Below are 16,948 nucleotides of genomic sequence, written 5' to 3' on the forward strand. Positions count from 1 at the left end.
ATCTTCTCAAAGGAATTACCTCGACGAGGAGGTAATTCATATATTACTGGCTGTGTTATCGGCACGCTGTTGAGTTCTCAAAGAACACGCGCACATCATCACGATCCGCCACACGGCGACTCGATCCGAGGCTGTGTTGTACATAAGCTTTGTGTTGAAACTTCCGACGCCCTTGGCCTCTGAGCTCAGACGAGCTACCGGCTGGGTCTTCATCGTTTCTCGGCCACCCACCCTACCACACGAAGTGGAAGCTTGGTTCGTGACCTTCGTCGCGCTCCGTTCCGGTGTTCCCGGCCCGTTCCTCGCTGACATGGAGAAAGTTACACGCACGCCAACGCAGGGTCAAATCGGGGGCAACCCGGCCACCTGCGATTTAGAACCGCAGGTCAACAGCCCCGTACAGGACTCAGGAACAAGCTATCGCAGCCCCGATCGGCACACACTGTGACCGCGATCACATCCAGAAACCTCAGAGGCCGCCGACCCCGAGTGGGATCGACGGCCTCCGCAAAGCGAACCTGCAGGTCAGAGCTCCACCCGCACGCCGGCGTTGTTGCGCTTGCCCCGGCGCAGGACCAGCCACTTGCCGTGCAGCAGGTCGTCCTTCGCCGGCTTCCACTCCTCCGAGGTCACCTTCGCGTTGTTCACGTAGGCACCGCCCTCGTTGATCGTGCGTCGCGCGGCACCGCGGCTCTCGGCCAGGCCGGAGGCGATCAGCAGCTCGACGATCGTGGGCTCGTCGGCGAGCCGGACCGTGCCGGACGGCGCCTCGGCGAGTGCCGCCTCCAGCACCGACTCGTCGAGCTCGCGCAGCTCACCGCGGCCGAACAGGGCACCGGACGCGAGCACGACCTGCTGGGTCGCGCGCTCGCCGTGCACCAGATCCGTGAACTCCTGCGCGAGACGCTTCTGCGCCGACCGCAGGTGCGGCTTCTCGACGGTCTCCTTCTCCAGCTCGTCCAGCTCCTCACGCGTGAGGAACGTGAACAGGCGCAGGTAGCGGAGGACGTCGGCGTCACCGACGTTCACGAAGTACTGGTACCAGGCGTACGGCGAGGTCATCTCCGGGTCGAGCCACACGCTGCCACCGCCGGTCGACTTGCCGAACTTGCGGCCCTCGGCGTCGGTGACCAGCGGCGCGGTCAACGCGTGCACGTGCTTGCCCTCGACCCGCCGGATCAGGTCCACGCCGCCGACGATGTTGCCCCACTGGTCAGAGCCGCCGACCTGCAGCGCGGTGCCGTAACGCCGGTTGAGCTGCAGGTAGTCGTTCGACTGCAGCAGCAGGTAGCTGAACTCGGTGTACGACATGCCGTCCGTCTCGAGGCGCCGCTTCACGGTCTCGCGCGACAGCATGACGTTGATCGAGAAGTGCTTGCCGACGTCGCGCAGGAACTCGAGCGCGGTGACCTGGCCGGTCCAGTTGAGGTTGTTCTCCACGATCGCGCCGGTCGGCGAGTCGTCGAACTCCACGAACCGCTCCAGCTGGCCGCGGATCCGGTCGGCCCACTCGGCGATGGTGTCGAGCGGGTTGAGCGTGCGCTCACCGGTGTCGCGCGGGTCGCCGATCATGCCCGTGGCACCGCCGGCCAGCACGATGGGCCGGTGACCGGCCATCTGGAAGCGCTTGAGCATGAGCAGCGGGACCAGGTTGCCGGCGTGCAGCGACGGCGCCGTCGGGTCGAAACCGCAATAGAGCGTGAGCGGGCCGCCGTCCAGGTCCTTGCGGAGTGCGTCGAGGTCGGTGGACGTCGCGATCAGGCCGCGCCAGGACAGTTCGTCAAGGATGTGCTCGCTCACGGCACTCATTGTCGCCTACCAGGTCGAACGGGTTTCGACCCGGTACTGCGACGGGTACGCCGTGACCATGACGGACCCACGTGATGCGGAGTTACGCCGGCCTACCGAGCACATGCCGCGCGTCAACGAGCCGGTCGTAGAGGAGCAGGTCGTCGAACGCGACGACTACCGCAAGGCACGGACGGTGCGCACTGTGTGTGCGGTCATCGACATCGTCTGCTGGACGTTCGCCATCGTGCTGTTGGCGCACGTCTTCCTGGTGATCGCCGGTGCGAACACCGGCAACGGGTTCTTCCAGTTCGTCGCGGGCTGGGCGGGTGGGATCAACCTTGGGCTGGGCGATCTCTTCACGCCGGACAGCCAGGCCGTGGCCACTTTGCTCAACGAGGGGCTGGCCGCTGTTCTGTGGTTGCTCCTCGCCGCGTTGCTGACGAACCTGATCAGCCGCGTCGCGCTGCCGGCGGATGCGCGCCGAGCCTGGTACCGCAGGACCACTCCTATCCGCTGACGGACCGGCGCGGCAACACGACGCTCAGGCTCTCGGCCCAGTCGAGAGCCTGAGCCAGCGAACGTTCGCCGACCAGCGTGGCGGCGGCAGGACACGCCTTGCAGTGCCGCCATTGGTCCGCGTTCAGCACCAGGCGGTCCACCTGAGGCAACGATTCGCAGTCCACGTCCGCGTGGGACACGTCGAGTACGCGCAGCTTCGGCAACGTGGGCAGGTCAACGCGCGCACCGCTGACCGTGAGCGAGGTCAGGTGCTCCAGCGCGGGCAGGTCGATGTCGGTCGCGGTGACGTGCAGGCGTTCCAACGGAAGACCTGCCAGGCCGCCCAGCCGCAGCCGCCCTCCGCTCACCTGCAGGTCCCGCAGGCTCGCCAGGCTCGCGAGCGGGGCGAGGTCCACGTCGCCGAGCTCGTGCAGAACGAGTTCCCGCAGGGTCCGGAACCTTCGCGCCACCTCGGCGACGTCGTGGTCCGCGGCGGAGTAGTGCGCCTTCATCCCGGGAGGGTTCTGGCGTTCGGGCGACTGATGCCACTCGGTCACGGATCCAGCGAGGAGCCGAAGCGGGTAACAGGCCAGGGCAGGCTCGATCACCTGGCCGACGCGCCCCTGCGGACCGGGAGCGAGGTCCACGCAGAGGGCCACTCCGGACGTATACCGCACGATCGGCACCCACAGCGGGTGATACCCGACGAGCTGCACCGCATCCCGTGGGCCGGCGTACGGGATCAGCTCTGCCCAGCCGTTCTGGCTGTGCGACAGCAACTCCTCGAGGTCGAGCAGTTCACGCCGAACGCCCAGAATCTCGTCGGCGGGCAGCAGCGTGTGGTCACCGAACTCGGTGACACCGCTGAGGTACAGCTCGTGCACCTCGGGCGGCAACGGCACACCGAGCTCGGCTTCCACCGCGGCCAACGGGCCGACCGATTGCACCTCGGTCCGCTCGTACGGCGCGAAGAGGTGCCGTGGCCTTGGTTCGAGCACGATGCCGTAGGTCGGTGGTAGGTAACCGGTGTTCTGGTCGATGCCATCGGTGAGCAAGGCGGTGAACGCGCCGTTGGGGTCAACCCTCATTTCGACGACGACGTTGCCATCCGCGCCAAGTGCGCCCAACGACTCCAGGTGCCGCACACGCACGTGGTCATCCGACGGCCCGGAGGAGACCCGTTCGCTCGTGTATCCGTTGTCGCAGGTGGCGCGCAGGGTCAGGTAGTCCCGCGCCGGCCTGGCCTTGGCAACGAGTTCGGCGGCCACTTCGGCCAGCAGTTTCTCCACGTGATCCCCCAGGACGTCGAGGCCAGTACGTTAGTCCGGTGACCGAGTACGAGTTCGACGTCGCGCCTTCGTTCGCCGAGGAGGACCGCGAGAAGGCGGTGCTCCCGATCGTCCAGCGGCTGAAGGAACTGGGCGTCAACGTGTTCTACGACGCGGACCAGGCGGTCGAGCAGTGGGGACTCAACCGCGTCGAGCACACGTCGGAGACCTATCGGCGGAGGGTTCGCTACGTGCTCTTGTTCGCGTCGGAGCACTATGTCGAGCACCGCTGGGCACGGCTGCAGCAGCAAGCCGCGCAGGCGCGGGCGTTGGAGCAGCAGTCCGAGTTCCTGCTGCCGATCCGGATCGACGACACCGAGATACCGGGGCTCCTCCCGACCATCGGGTACCTGGACCTGCGCCTGCACGGCACCGAGGTGATCGCGCAGGCCGTCCGGCAGAAGCTGGCGCAGCACCGTGCGGAGTTCACCGCCCAAACCCCGATCACCCCCAAGTCGGTCGCCGCGCTGGTACGCGAGAAGCCACGCGGATGGGAATACCTGCTCTACGTAACCGTTGTAGCGCAAGGACTTGCCGAACTGGAGCAGAAGTACTGGGAGCACTTCCTCCGCTACGCCCCGCGCAACGGCGCCGTGGAGCACGGCAGCGGCATCGACCTGATCCGCGACCGCAACGTGGTGCTGAGCGAGATCATCAAGGTCGCGGTCGAGGCGCTGTTCACCGCGCAGACGCAGGAAGCAGCGTTCGGGGCGCCCGGTGAACCCGGTCAGCCGGACCGGATCGTGCACCTCGGCGGGCTGTTCGTGCGGACGTTCGACGAGATCCTCGAGTGGGCGCGGGGTATTCACGGCACGAGTTACGCCAACGAGCACGCACGCACCGCGGCTCGCTTGCATGCTCAGTTCGCCGACCAACAGCTGCGTGCGATGCACACACTCGCGCAGGACCTTCGTGCTGTGGCCGACACGTTGGTCGAACGGCTGACGGCGGGCGAGCGGATCGACATGACCGTGCCGCTCATCTTCGAGGTCGACCCCGCCCTGGAGCGGGAGTTCAAGGCAGCGCTGGAAAAACTGACCCGCTGAACACCTGGCAGTCCAGCTCCACGCCGAGCCCTCGCGCCCAGTCGAACAGGCGAGCCAACGAGAACTCACCCGTGAGCGAGGCGGCGGCGGGCCTCTGCGAGCAGCGCTGCCACTGGTCGAAGTTCAGCACGAGGTACTCGACGAAGGGCAACGACTCGACGTCCACGTTCGCACCCGACACGTCGAGCACGCGCAACGAAGGCAACGAGGGCAGCTCGACGCGCGCATCGCTGCGAACCACGAGAGCCCTCAGGGTCTTGCACGCTGGAAGCTCGATCTCGTCGCCGGCGACGTCAATGCGTTCCAACGGCAGATGCGAGAGCCCGCCAAGACGCACGACGCCACCCCCGATCACGAGGTCGCGCAACGAGGTCAGCCGGGCGAGCAGACCGAGGTCGCGGTCGCTCGGGTCGTCGAGGTTGAGATCCTGGATGGTGTCCGGCAGCTCGGCCACGTCCGGTGGCCGGTGGGCGGAGAGGTGGTCGTAGTCCGGGAAGTCCGCCGGGGGCACCCAGCCCGCCACCGAGTCGGCGAGGTACGTCAGCGGCACCTCCCCCGCAATCTGGATCAGCTGGCCGACCCTGCCGCTGGGGCCGGGCGCGAGGTCGACGCACACCAGGTCGGCGCAGGCGTTGAACGCGATCGGCACCCACTTCGGGTCGAACTGGACCACCCGCACCGCGCCGGGCGGCCCGAGGTACTGCACTGGGCGCTCCCACTCCTGCGGGTAGTACCCGAACTGGTGTGCCCAGGCGTTCCAGTAGTAGAGGATGTCGTCGATCCCGAGCAGGCGGACGTCGTCACCGATCGTCTCGGCACCGCTCGCGAACAGCTCGTGCACCTCCGCCGGCAGCGATACGCCGATCACGGCCTCCACGTCCGCCAGCGAGGTGGCTGTGTGCTCGCTCGGCGGGTGATAGCGCGGCTTCTGCACGACGGTGTAGATCGGCGGAAGGTAACCCGCGCCTTCGAGAATGATGTCGTCGGTCATGCGGGCTTCGAACGTGCCGTCCGCTTCCACTCTCAGCTCGAAAACGGCAGGCCGTTCTCCACTGAGCGCGTTCGCCGTCGTCGGATAGTGCGAGAGGGGCACCCTCTCAGCGGACGATCCGGCGGTGAGCCTGAGGCTGCAGGCGCCACCACCGCTCTGGCCCCACAGCGTGAGGAAGTCGTAGCCCGGTTCGACCATCGTGCTGATTTCGCGCGCGAGCGCGGCAAACTCGTCCTGCATGTGATCCCCCAAGATCGCCCCCAGGGTTCACACCTTAGTGCCCCGTTTCCCACCGCGTTTGTAGGTCGAGACAGCCGGGGAGTCGATCCAGAACCGCCACGGCACGTCCATCGCCACCGCGACGCCGACGCGTGGCCCGGAGAACGCTTCCTGCACCGGATCGCCCGCGTACAACCGGACCGGCGACTCGGCGGAGGTCAGGTCCAGGCCGTTGGACTCCCGGTCCAGGCCGAGGACCTTGCACAGCCGCGCGGGTCCCTTGGCCAGTTCCGCCGCCGAGCGCGAGGCGGGGCGCCGGGAGAACGCGACGTCCTCACCATCAACAACCTCACCAGCGCGCAACAGCACGGCGCCGGGCACACCGTCGGTCAGAGACACGACGTTGGCGCAGAAGTGCATGCCGTAGACGAAGTAGACGTACAGGAACCCGGCCGGGCCGAACATCACCTCGTTGCGCGGGGTCCTGCCGCGGTAGCAGTGGGACGCCGGGTCGTCGCCGCCCCGGTACGCCTCCACCTCGACGATCCGCACGCGGACGTCGTCTGATTCCAGGTACGAACCGAGGAGGAGCCGGGCGGCATCGACCGGGTCGATGGCCAGCTCCTCCCTGGTCAGCAGCCTAGAACTCACGTGCGGAAGCCGCCTTCGCGACGAGAGCGTCCAGCTGTTCGCGGACACGTGAAGGAGCGGTACCGCCGTGGGCGTTCCTGGAAGCGATCGAGCCCTCGACGGTCAGCACCGACCGCACCTCGGGCGTCAAAGCCGGCGAGATGGCGAGGAACTCCTCGTCGGTCAGGTCTTCCAGGCCGACGCCACGCGTCTCCGCCGCACGCACACACGCACCGGCGGCCTCGTGCGCGACGCGGAACGGAACTCCTTGGCGCACAAGCCATTCCGCGATGTCCGTGGCCAGCGTGAAGCCGGCCGGAGCGAGCGAGGCCATGCGGGCAACGTCGAACTTCAAAGTCCCGACCATGCCCGCGAACGCCGGCAGCAGCAGCTCCAGCTGCTCGACCGAGTCGAACAGCGGCTCCTTGTCCTCCTGCAGGTCGCGGTTGTAGGCCAGCGGCTGCGCCTTCAACGTCGCGAGCAGACCCGCCAGGTTGCCGATCAGCCGCCCGGACTTGCCGCGCGCCAGCTCCGCGACGTCCGGGTTCTTCTTCTGCGGCATGATCGAACTGCCGGTCGACCACGCGTCGTCGAGCACCGCGAAGCGGAACTCGGCGGTCGTCCAGATGATGATCTCCTCGGCCACGCGCGACAGGTTCACGCTGATCATCGCCAGCACGAACGCGATCTCGGCGGCGAAGTCGCGGGAGGCCGTGCCGTCGATGGAGTTCTCGACCGGCGCGTAGAAACCCAGGTCAGCGGCCACCTTCGCGGGGTCGAGGCCCAGCGACGAACCGGCCAGCGCGCCCGAGCCGTACGGGGAGTACGCGGCGCGCTTGTCCCAGTCGTGCAGACGGTCGACGTCACGCAGCAGCGAGTGCGCGTGGGCCAGAAGGTGGTGCGACAGCAGCACAGGCTGTGCGGACTGCAGGTGCGTGCGGCCCGGCATGACCGCGCCGAAGTTCGACTCGGACTGCGCGGCCAGCGCGTCCACCACGTCCAGCACGCCGGCGGCGACGCGGCGGGCGGCGTCGCGCAGCCACATGCGGAACAGCGTGGCCACCTGGTCGTTGCGGGAACGGCCGGCGCGGAGCTTGCCGCCCAGCTCGACACCCGCGCGGTCGATCAGGCCGCGCTCCAGTGCGGTGTGGACGTCCTCGTCCTCGAGCACCGGGGTGAAGGCACCGGACTCGACGTCGGTCAGCAGCTCGTCCAGCGCCTTCTGCATACCGGCGAGCTCGTCGTCGGTCAGCAGGCCTGCCGCGTGCAGCACACGGGCGTGCGCGCGCGAACCCGCGATGTCGTACGGCGCGAGCCGCCAGTCGAAGTGCGTCGACAGCGACAGACGGGCCATCGCCTCGGCCGGTCCGGACTCGAACCTGCCACCCCACAAAGAACTCATTGTTGTGCAACTTTCATTTGGGCGAACTCTCAGCTGGCGAAGTCGTACAGCGATTCTTCCGAACGGGCGACGAGCCCGACCACGCGGCCCTCGTGCAGCGAGACGTCGACCTCGCCGGAGCCGGAACGCAACGCGGTCCGCGCCACCCGCACCGCGACCGAGCCCAGGCTGGACCGGTAGACGCCCGCGCGGAAGTTGAGCTCGCGGATCGTCTCCGGCACCGTGAGCGTCTCACCGTCCACGGCCACCGGCACGCCGGCGTCGAACGTCAGGACGGCGTGCACGGGCTCATTCATCGCCGTCACCGGAGGCCAGCGCGGCGATCCGGTCGGCGAGCTCGGACCCGGTCATCGGCTCGCGCGCCACGACCAGGATCGTGTCGTCACCCGCGATCGTGCCGACGACCTCGTGCAACGCCGCCCGGTCCAGCGCCGAGGCCAGGAACTGCGCCGCGCCGGGCGGAGTGCGCAGCACGGCGAGGTTCGCGGACGAGTCCGTGGAGACCAGCAGTTCGCCGAGCACGCGTGCCAGCCGCGTCGTACCGCCCTGGATGCCGCGCACGGGACTGCCGTCCTCCGGGATCACGTAGACCGGCGCGCCGCCGTCAGGTCCGCGCAGCTTCACGGCGCCCAGCTCGTCCAGGTCGCGGGACAACGTCGCCTGGGTGACGTCGATGCCTTCCGCGGCCAGGAGTTTCGCGAGCTCGGACTGGCTGCGGATGACGAGCTGGCTGACCATCTCGACGATCCGTCCCTGACGTGCGGTGCGGGTCATGACGACTGCTCCAGCAACCACACGAGCAACGCCTTCTGGGCGTGCAGGCGGTTCTCCGCCTCCTGCCACACCAGCGACTGCGGCCCGTCGAGCACGTCGTCGGTGATCTCCCAGCCGCGGTGCGCCGGCAGGCAGTGCAGCACGGTCGAGTCGGGCTTGCCGGTGGCCTCGAGCAACGCGGCGTTCACCTGGTACGGGCGGAACGGGCCGACGCGGTCCTTGCCGTCGTTCTCCTGGCCCATCGACGTCCACGTGTCGGTGACCAGCACGTCCGAGCCGTCGACGGACTCGCGCGGGTCGCTGATCAACGCCACCGAACCCCCGGTCTCGGCGGCACGCTTCTTGGCGTCCTCCAGGAACTGCGGGTTCGGCACGAACGAAGCCGGCGCACCGATGCGGACGTGCATACCCGCCGTGGCACCACCGAGCAGCAGCGAGTGCGACATGTTGTTGGCGCCGTCGCCCAGGTACGTCATCGTCAGGCCGTTCAACCGGCCGTAACGACGGCGGATCGTCTGCAGGTCCGCGAGCACCTGGCACGGGTGGAACTCGTCGGTCAGCGCGTTGACCACGGGAATCCGCGAAACGCTGGCCATCGCCTCGATGCGCGCCTGGGCGAACGTCCGCCACACCACGGCGTCGACGTAGCCGGAGAGGATCCGCGAGGTGTCCTCGATCGTCTCCTCCCGGCCCAGCTGCATCGAGCGGCCGTCGATGATCACCGGGTTGCCGCCGAGCTGGGCGATGCCGACCTCGAACGACAGCCGGGTGCGCGTCGAGTTCTTCTCGAAGATCACCGCGACGGATTTGGGGCCCGCCAACGGTTTCGCGGTGAACCGGTCCGCCTTGTAGGCGTCCGCGAGGTCGAGCACGGCCGACTGCTCGTCCGGCGTCAGGTCGTCATCCCGCAGGAAGTGCCGAATGCTCACGGCTGCTCCTCAAAGAAGGTCGGCAGCGCGGCCACGAAGGCCTGCGCGTCGGATTCGTCCAGGATCAGCGGCGGCGCCAGGCGGATGACGTCGGGCTGGATGGGGTTGATCAGGTAACCGGCCTTCTGCGCGGCCGCCGCGGCCTTCGCCGAGACCGCCTCGCGCAGCATGATGCCGAGCAGCAGGCCGGCTCCCCGCACCCCGGAGATCGCCGGGTGGTGCAACGCCTCCACGCCGGCCGCGATCTCCTTGCCCACGGACGAGGCGTGCTCCAGCAGGCCTTCCGCTGCGATCGTGTCGAGCACCGCGAGAGCGGCCGCGCAGCACACGGGGTTGCCACCGAACGTGGTGCCGTGGTGGCCGGGCTGGAAGAGGTCGGCCGCCGCGCCGAACCCGATGGTGGCGCCCAGCGGCAAGCCACCGCCGATGCCCTTCGCCAGGGTCATCACGTCCGGGACGATTCCGGCCTGCTGGAACGCGAACCACGTGCCCAGCCGGCCGATACCGGTCTGCACCTCGTCCAGGATCAGCAACGCGCCGTGCTCGGAGGTGATGCGCCGCGCCTCCTGGAGGTAGCCCTCCGGCGGCATGACGACGCCCTGCTCGCCCTGGATCGGCTCGACGATGAACGCCGCGGTGTCGTCGTCAACAGCCGCTTCCAACGCCGCCACGTCACCGAACGGGATGTGCGAGACACCAGGCACGAGCGGCTCGAACGGCGTCTTCTTACCGGGCTGGCCGGTGAGCGACAGCGCGCCCATCGTCCGGCCGTGGAAGCCGCCGGTGCACGCGACGATCTTCGTGCGGCCGGTGCGGCGCGACATCTTCAGGGCGGCCTCGTTGGCCTCCGCGCCCGAGTTGCAGAAGAAGACCTTGCCCGGCACGCCGCTGAGGTCCAGCAGGCGTTCCGCCAGCTGCAGCGCCGGCTCGTTCACGTAGAGGTTCGAGGTGTGGCCGATGGTCGAGATCTGCCTGGTGACGGCCTCGATGATCTTCGGGTGCGCGTGCCCGAGGGCGTTCACCGCGATGCCGGTCAGCAGGTCGAGGTAGCGGTTGCCTTCGGTGTCCCAGACGTGCGCGCCCTCACCGCGTGCCAGCGCCAGCGCGGGTGTGCCGTAGTTGTCCATCATGGACTGTTGCCAACGCGTGGTCACTTGTCCCCCAAGACCATCGTTCCGACACCTTCAGTGGTGAAGACTTCGAGCAGCACCGAGTGGGCCAGCCTGCCGTCGATCACGTGCGCCTGCGGGACGCCACCGCGCACCGCGCGCAGGCAGGCCTCCATCTTCGGCACCATGCCGCTTTCCAGATCCGGCAGCATCTTCTCGAGCTCGGCCGCGCGCACCTGGTTCAGCAGCGACGTCTTGTCCGGCCAGTTCGAGTAGAGACCCTCGACATCGGTCAGCACGACGAGCTTCTCCGCGCCCAACGCAACCGCGAGCGCACCGGCGGCCGTGTCCGCGTTCACGTTGTGCGGCACGCCGTTGATGTCCGGCGCGACCGACGACACGACCGGGATCCGGCCCGCACGCACGATGTCGAGCACCGCGTCCGGGTTGACCTCGGTGATGTCGCCGACGAGGCCGATGTCGACCTCTTCGCCGTCCACGATCGCGCCGCGGCGGGTGGCCGTGAACAGGTGCGCGTCCTCGCCGGAGATGCCGACCGCGTACGGGCCGTGCTGGTTGATCAGGCCGACGAGCTCACGCCCGACCTGGCCGACCAGGACCATCCGCACGACGTCCATGGCCTCGGGCGTCGTGACGCGCAGGCCGCCGCGGAACTCGCTGTGGATGCCGAGCTTGTCCAGCATCGACTTGATCTGCGGGCCACCGCCGTGCACGACGACCGGGCGCAGGCCGCACAACCGCAGGAACACCATGTCCTCGGCGAACGCCCTCTTCAGCTCGTCGTCGATCATGGCGTTGCCGCCGTACTTGACGACCACGAGCGCGCCGCGGAAACGCTGCAACCACGGCAGGGCCTCGACGAGGACTGCCGCCTTTTCCTGTGCGTTCATGAGGAGTATGCGCTGTTCTCTTCGACGTAGGCGTGGGACAGGTCGGTGGTCAGGACGGTGGCCTCTGCGTCGCCGACGTTGAGGTCGATGACGATCTCGATGTCACGGCCGGACAGGTCGGCTTCGCTTCGATCCCGGTCGCGGGTTCCCTGGCGGAACAGCGAAACGCCGTTGATCAGGATCTGCAGCTGGTCGGGGTCGATCTGGGCGTCGGCGCGGCCTAGCGCCATCGCGATGCGGCCCCAGTTCGGGTCGCTGCCGAAGAGCGCGGTCTTGACCAGGTTGTCCTCGGCGACCGTCCGTCCGATGTGGACTGCCTCGGCCTCGGTGGCCGCCTGCCTGACGGTGATGCTGATTTCCTTGGTGACGCCCTCCGCGTCGCCCTGCAACTGCTTGACCAGGTCGCCCGCGACCTCGGTCAGCAGCTCGACGAAGTCCTCGTAGGACGGCTCGACACCGGAAGCACCGGACGCCAGCACGAGCACGGTGTCGTTGGTGGAGGTGCCGCCGTCGACGTCGAGGCGGTCGAAGGTCTTGGAAGTGGCCTCGCGCAACGCCTTGTCGAGCTGCTCGCCGCTGATCCGGGCGTCGGTCGTGATCACCGACAGCATCGTGGCGAGGTTCGGGGCGAGCATGCCCGCGCCCTTCACGAACCCGCCGGCGGACCAGCCCTGCGCGGAGGCCTTCCAGGACTGCTTGGGCCGGCTGTCCGTGGTCATCACGCCGGTGGCCGCGTTGAGACCGGCGTCGTCCGAGGAAGCCAGCTCCTTCGCGACGTTCTCGATGCCGGTCAGGATCTTGTCCATCGGCAGTCGCTCGCCGATCAGGCCGGTGGAGCAGACCGCGACGTCGACCGCGCCGGTGCCGAGGACCTCGGCGACCTTCTCCGCGGTGGCGTGGGTGTCCTGGAAGCCTTCGGGGCCGGTGCACGCGTTGGCGCCACCGGAGTTCAGCACGACCGCGGTGAGCCGTCTCGACCCGATCACCTGCTGCGACCACAACACCGGCGCGGCCTTCACCTTGTTCGTCGTGAAGACACCGGCGGCGGAGTCCAGCGGCCCGTCGTTGACGACGAGCGTGAGGTCGAGAGCGCCGGACTCCTTGATCCCGGCGGCGATCCCGGCGGCCCGGAAGCCCTGGGGTCCGGTGACGCCCTTGTTGCGGTTCACGGTGCGACTCCAACGGTCGAGAGGCCGGTCGTCTCCGGCAGGCCGAGAGCGAGGTTCATGCACTGGACGGCGGCACCGGCGGTGCCCTTCGCGAGGTTGTCGACGGCGGCCACGACCACGAGCCGGTTGAGGTCCTCGTCGACGGTCACCTGCATCTGCACGGCGTTCGAGCCGAGGACGGCGTTCGTCGTCGGCCAGATGCCCTCAGGCAGGAGGTGGACGAACGGCTCGTCGGCGTACGCCTTCTCGTAGACCTCGCGAACGTTTGCGGTGCCCTTGAGGGTGGCGGTGCAGGTGGCGAGGATGCCGCGCGACATCGGGGCCAGCACCGGCGTGAAGCTGACGTTGATCTTCCGCCCGGCGACCTTGCTCAGGTTCTGCGTGATCTCGGGGGTGTGGCGGTGTGCACCGCCCACGCCGTACGCGCTCGCAGAACCCATCACCTCGGATCCGAGCAGGTTCGGCTTGAGGGACTTGCCCGCGCCGGACGTGCCGGACACGGCGACAACGACCACCTCGTCGTCGATGAGGTCGACGGCCGGTGCGAGTGCGAGGGAGGACACGGTCGGGTAGCAGCCGGGGACGGCGACACGGCGTGCGTTGACGAGCTGCTCGCGCTGACCGGGCAGCTCTGGCAGGCCGTACGGCCAGAAACCCGCGTGCTCACCGCCGTACCAGCGCTGCCAGTCGTCCGCGCTGGTCAGCCGGTGGTCGGCGCCGCAGTCGATCACCACGGTGTCGTCGCCGAGTTGCTCGGCGAGCTCCGCTGAGTGACCGTGGGGCAGCGCGAGGAAGACGACGTCGTGGCCCTTCAACGTCGCGGCGGACGTCTCCAGGAGCTCGCGGTCGGCCAGCGGCAGGAGGTGGGGCTGGTGCCTGATCAGCTTGTCACCGGCGCTGCTGTTGGCGGTCAGCGCGCCGATCTCGATGTCCGGATGGCCCAGGAGCAGGCGTAGCAGCTCGCCTCCCGCGTACCCGCTGGCGCCGGCTACCGCGATCCTCACTGTCATACGCATGATTATGCACGGTCGTGCAAAGCTACTCAACTCATGGTTCACCCAATGGAAACACGACGAGTTAGGTTAGGGCACCCTTACGTGAGTGTGGCCACCTGGCCATCCGATCGGGGCCGGGTGGCGCTAAGGCAGGCCGGACGGCACCGGACATGATGACCCGCGTGAATGTGCGGTTGCGTGACGGTCTGTGGGCGACCGGGGTGTTCCTGCTCGCCCTGGTGTCGGTGGTGGCGCCGCTCGGCAGGCCGATCCCGTGGTGGCTGAACGTCGCCTCCGCGCTGTGGGCCGCCGCGCTCGTGCCCGTCAGCGCACGGTGGCCGCGATGGGCGCTGCTGCTGACCACTCCCCTGCACGCGGTCAACAACCTGCTCGCGATCGCCCCGACCTCGCTCGTGGTCTTCCGCTGCGCCCGGTCCATCCGCCCTGCTCTGCACCTGTGGGTGCTGGGGGCCGCGACGGCCTTCCTGCAGGCCGCGTTCGGCGGCCTGCACGCGTGGCGCAACGGCGACGGCTTCATCGAGTACCTGTCCAGCACCGCGTTCACCGTCGTGTTCATGCTGTTCTTCCCCGCCGTGTCGGGTGCTCTCGTCGGGCGGCGCAAGCCGTTGACGAAGGTGCTGATGGAACGCAACGACTACCTGGAACACGCCCGCGTGCTCACCGCGAGCACCGCCCGGTCCGCCACCCGCGCCCACATCGCGAGCGAGATGCACGACGTGCTCAGCCACCGGCTGCGCCTGCTGGCCGTGCACGCCGGAGCGTTGGAGCTCACCGCCGCTCAACAGGCCCCTGAACTGCGCGAACAGGTCGAACTGATCCGCAAGACGTCCACGGTCGCGATCGAGGAGCTGCGCGAGATCCTCGGCGTGCTCGGGGCAGCGACCGACGCCGATGAGGACGCCGGCACGCGCGCGGACGTCGAACGGCTCGTGGCGGCGTCCGTTGATGCGGGCGTCTCGGTGTCGTTGGACTGGTCGGGCGCTGATCTGGCCGATGTCGACGCACGGCTGCGGAGGGCTGTGCACCGGGTGGTGCGCGAAGCACTCACGAACGTGCACAAGCACGCCACCTCAGCCCGGACCCGCGTCTCGGTGCAGGTGGCCGACCGGGTGCGGGTCGAGGTGGTCAACGCGCCCAGCGGCGAACCCAGGGGTGCCGGCACGCGGCGCGGACTCGCCGGGCTGGAGGAACGCGTCGCGTTGATCGGCGGGACCTTCCTCGCCGGCGTGCCCGCCGGTGGCGGGTTCCGGGTGTCGGCCGATCTCCCGCTGCACCCGGTCGTGCCGGAGGAGACGGGTACCGCGAGCGCCGTCGCCGAGGCGCCCCCGCCGATCACCGCCGAGGTGCTGACCGTGCCGCGGGTGATCGGCAGCGGCTGCCTCGGCACGCTGGCGGTGGTGCCCGCGCTCGGCACGGCGTTCGTCCTGATCCTCGTCGCGTTCTTCGGCGGCAGCGAGATCAGCAGGCAGGAGTACGACGGGATGCAGGTGTCGGTCGTGACCGAGATGCAGCTCACCGACCTGCACGGGTTCGGGCTGCCGGCCGACGGCACCGGCTGCTACCGCTACCGCCTGCTCGACGAGGAGGGCTTCGTCGAGCTCTGCTTCGACCAGGACGGCACGTTGACGACGAAGAGGGAGCTGACGAAGTGAGGTTCGTCTGGCCGCTGCTCGCGTTCGTGCTCGCCCTGGTGCCGTTGGTCGCGCCATTGGCCCCGGTCCCGCACGACGCGATGATCGTGGCGTCCGCGGTGTGGATCGCCGGTCTGGTCTGGCTGGCACCGCGCAAACCGGCGTGGGCGCTGATCCTCACGGCACCGCTCTTCGCGATCAACAACCTGTTCGCGATGGCCACCACGACGTTCGTGGTGTTCGCCGCGTCCCGGCGGATCCAGAAGCGCAGCAGGCTGTGGGCGCTGCTCGGCGTGACGGCCGTCGTGCAGACGGTCTTCGGTCTGGCGCTGCAGAGCGTGCGGGCCACACCGGTCTGGGAGATCACCGCGGGCATGGTGTTCGGGGCGGTCTTCTTCGTGCTCTTCCCGGCTGTGTCCGGCATGCTGCTGGGCCGTCGCCGGCCGATGGTCCAGCTGCTGCAAGAGCGCAACGAGTACCTGGAACGCGCACGGGCGTTGACCGCCGCCTCGGCCCGTTCGGACGAGCGCGCGCACATCGCCGGCGAGATGCACGACATGCTCGGCCACCGCCTCAGCCTCATCTCCATCCACGCGGGCGCCCTGGAACTCGCGACCGCCGCGAAGGCCCCGCAACTGCACGAGCAGGCCGAGCTGATCCGCACCACGTCGTCGATCGCGATGGCCGAACTGCGGGAGATCCTCGGCGTGCTGCGGACGAACCCCGAGCCGGAATCGCTCGACGAGGACACCGGCACGAAGGCCGACATCTCTCACCTGGTGGCGAGCTCAGTCGAAGCAGGCATCACCGTGAGCCTGGACTGGTCCGGCGACGACCTGCGCGACGCCGACCCCCGCACCCGCCGCGCGGTGCACCGGGTGGTCCGCGAGGCGTTGACCAACGTGCACAAACACGCCGCATCCGCCCGCACGCGCGTGCTGGTCACCGTCCAAGCCGGACGCGCACGGATCCAGGTGCTCAACGGCCCGTCGGACGCCTCGCCCGGCAAGGGCACCCGGCGCGGTCTGGTCGGCCTGGAGGAACGCGTCGGGCTGCTCGGCGGGTCGTTCAGCGCGGGCCCACCGCCCGAGGGCGGGTTCCGGGTGGCGGCGGACGTGCCCCTGCACCCGGCCGCGCAGGCCGACCAGACCGTGGCCGAGGTCCGGGAGGTGCCGCCGCCGCTCGCGGCCGAGGTGCTGACGGTGCCGCGGGTGCTGGGCGGCGGGTGTCTCGGGATCCTGACGTTGCTGCCGATCAGCGGGGCGGTGATCGTGCTGCTGGTCTTCACGTTGCTCAATCCCACCCAGATGAACGCGCCGTACTTCGACTCGTTGCGGGTCGGGGTGTCGACCGAGGGCGAGGTGATGGGCGAGTTCGGGGTCGGGCAGCTCGGGGTGGACGGATGTTCGCGGTACCGCGTCTCGCACGATGCGAACCTGTCCTACAAGCTGTGCTTCCGCGACGGCAAGCTCGTCACGAAGGAGCAGGAGGGGCCGTAGGCTGC

Annotated in this window: 16 protein-coding genes; 4 read left to right on the forward strand and 12 right to left on the reverse strand. The window is 68.8% G+C overall.

Annotated features, from left to right (window positions below; all coding sequences use genetic code 11):
- Positions 1-525: 525 nt before the first annotated feature.
- A complete protein-coding gene (gene tyrS, locus ACIA8G_RS43200; RefSeq protein WP_396424645.1) occupies positions 526-1,800 on the reverse strand; it encodes a tyrosine--tRNA ligase in 1,275 nt (424 codons plus the stop codon).
- Positions 1,801-1,867: 67 nt separating this feature from the next.
- Here tyrS and ACIA8G_RS43205 point away from each other — a divergent pair, with 67 nt between their 5' ends.
- Positions 1,868-2,308, forward strand: coding sequence for a hypothetical protein (locus ACIA8G_RS43205; RefSeq protein WP_396424646.1), 441 nt, complete (start codon positions 1,868-1,870; stop codon positions 2,306-2,308).
- Here ACIA8G_RS43205 and ACIA8G_RS43210 read toward each other — a convergent pair.
- The gene (locus tag ACIA8G_RS43210; protein ID WP_396424647.1) at positions 2,298-3,578 is read right to left on the reverse strand and encodes an SMI1/KNR4 family protein; all 1,281 of its coding nucleotides are present in this window, start codon (positions 3,576-3,578) and stop codon (positions 2,298-2,300) included. The genes ACIA8G_RS43205 and ACIA8G_RS43210 overlap by 11 nt on opposite strands.
- 38 nt (positions 3,579-3,616) lie before the next feature.
- Here ACIA8G_RS43210 and ACIA8G_RS43215 point away from each other — a divergent pair, with 38 nt between their 5' ends.
- Positions 3,617-4,663: a TIR domain-containing protein gene (locus ACIA8G_RS43215; protein ID WP_396424648.1), complete on the forward strand. Its 1,047-nt coding sequence runs from the start codon at positions 3,617-3,619 to the stop codon at positions 4,661-4,663.
- Here the strand turns inward: ACIA8G_RS43215 and ACIA8G_RS43220 are convergent.
- From ACIA8G_RS43220 to argC, 10 genes are read right to left on the reverse strand one after another with little or no spacing between them, the layout of a single operon-like run.
- Entirely contained in the window at positions 4,632-5,894 is a 1,263-nt protein-coding gene (locus ACIA8G_RS43220; RefSeq protein ID WP_396424649.1) for an SMI1/KNR4 family protein, read from the reverse strand. The genes ACIA8G_RS43215 and ACIA8G_RS43220 overlap by 32 nt on opposite strands.
- Before the next feature lie 27 nt (positions 5,895-5,921).
- Positions 5,922-6,524: a DNA-3-methyladenine glycosylase gene (locus ACIA8G_RS43225; protein ID WP_396424650.1), complete on the reverse strand. Its 603-nt coding sequence runs from the start codon at positions 6,522-6,524 to the stop codon at positions 5,922-5,924.
- Positions 6,514-7,905: an argininosuccinate lyase gene (gene argH, locus ACIA8G_RS43230; protein ID WP_396424651.1), complete on the reverse strand. Its 1,392-nt coding sequence runs from the start codon at positions 7,903-7,905 to the stop codon at positions 6,514-6,516. The genes ACIA8G_RS43225 and argH overlap by 11 nt, the downstream gene beginning before the upstream one ends.
- A gap of 29 nt (positions 7,906-7,934) precedes the next feature.
- Positions 7,935-8,201, reverse strand: a complete 267-nt coding sequence (locus ACIA8G_RS43235; protein WP_396424652.1) for a hypothetical protein — start codon at positions 8,199-8,201, stop codon at positions 7,935-7,937.
- Positions 8,194-8,679 (reverse strand): arginine repressor, encoded by a 486-nt coding sequence (locus tag ACIA8G_RS43240; protein WP_396424653.1) that lies wholly within the window; start codon positions 8,677-8,679, stop codon positions 8,194-8,196. Before ACIA8G_RS43240 ends, ACIA8G_RS43235 begins: the two co-directional genes overlap by 8 nt.
- A complete protein-coding gene (argF, locus tag ACIA8G_RS43245; protein WP_396424654.1) occupies positions 8,676-9,608 on the reverse strand; it encodes an ornithine carbamoyltransferase in 933 nt (310 codons plus the stop codon). Before argF ends, ACIA8G_RS43240 begins: the two co-directional genes overlap by 4 nt.
- Positions 9,605-10,738 carry an acetylornithine transaminase gene (locus tag ACIA8G_RS43250; RefSeq protein WP_396424764.1) on the reverse strand — a complete coding sequence of 378 codons (1,134 nt, stop codon included), beginning with the start codon at positions 10,736-10,738 and terminating at the stop codon, positions 9,605-9,607. The genes argF and ACIA8G_RS43250 overlap by 4 nt, the downstream gene beginning before the upstream one ends.
- 20 nt (positions 10,739-10,758) lie before the next feature.
- Positions 10,759-11,628, reverse strand: coding sequence for an acetylglutamate kinase (argB, locus tag ACIA8G_RS43255; RefSeq protein WP_396424655.1), 870 nt, complete (start codon positions 11,626-11,628; stop codon positions 10,759-10,761).
- Positions 11,625-12,797, reverse strand: a complete 1,173-nt coding sequence (argJ, locus tag ACIA8G_RS43260; RefSeq protein WP_396424656.1) for a bifunctional glutamate N-acetyltransferase/amino-acid acetyltransferase ArgJ — start codon at positions 12,795-12,797, stop codon at positions 11,625-11,627. The genes argB and argJ overlap by 4 nt, the downstream gene beginning before the upstream one ends.
- Positions 12,794-13,807: an N-acetyl-gamma-glutamyl-phosphate reductase gene (gene argC / locus ACIA8G_RS43265; RefSeq protein WP_396424657.1), complete on the reverse strand. Its 1,014-nt coding sequence runs from the start codon at positions 13,805-13,807 to the stop codon at positions 12,794-12,796. Before argC ends, argJ begins: the two co-directional genes overlap by 4 nt.
- A gap of 167 nt (positions 13,808-13,974) precedes the next feature.
- On the opposite strand from argC, the gene ACIA8G_RS43270 reads away from it, so the two are divergent.
- Together ACIA8G_RS43270 and ACIA8G_RS43275 are read left to right on the forward strand one after the other, a co-directional pair.
- On the forward strand, positions 13,975-15,465 hold the full coding sequence (locus ACIA8G_RS43270) for a sensor histidine kinase (protein ID WP_396424658.1): 1,491 nt from the start codon (positions 13,975-13,977) through the stop codon (positions 15,463-15,465).
- A complete protein-coding gene (locus tag ACIA8G_RS43275; protein ID WP_396424659.1) occupies positions 15,462-16,943 on the forward strand; it encodes a sensor histidine kinase in 1,482 nt (493 codons plus the stop codon). The genes ACIA8G_RS43270 and ACIA8G_RS43275 overlap by 4 nt, the downstream gene beginning before the upstream one ends.
- Positions 16,944-16,948: the final 5 nt, after the last annotated feature.

Origin of the sequence: Lentzea sp. NPDC051213 (genome assembly GCF_044455585.1) — a bacterium.
Lineage (GTDB): Bacteria > Actinomycetota > Actinomycetes > Mycobacteriales > Pseudonocardiaceae > Lentzea.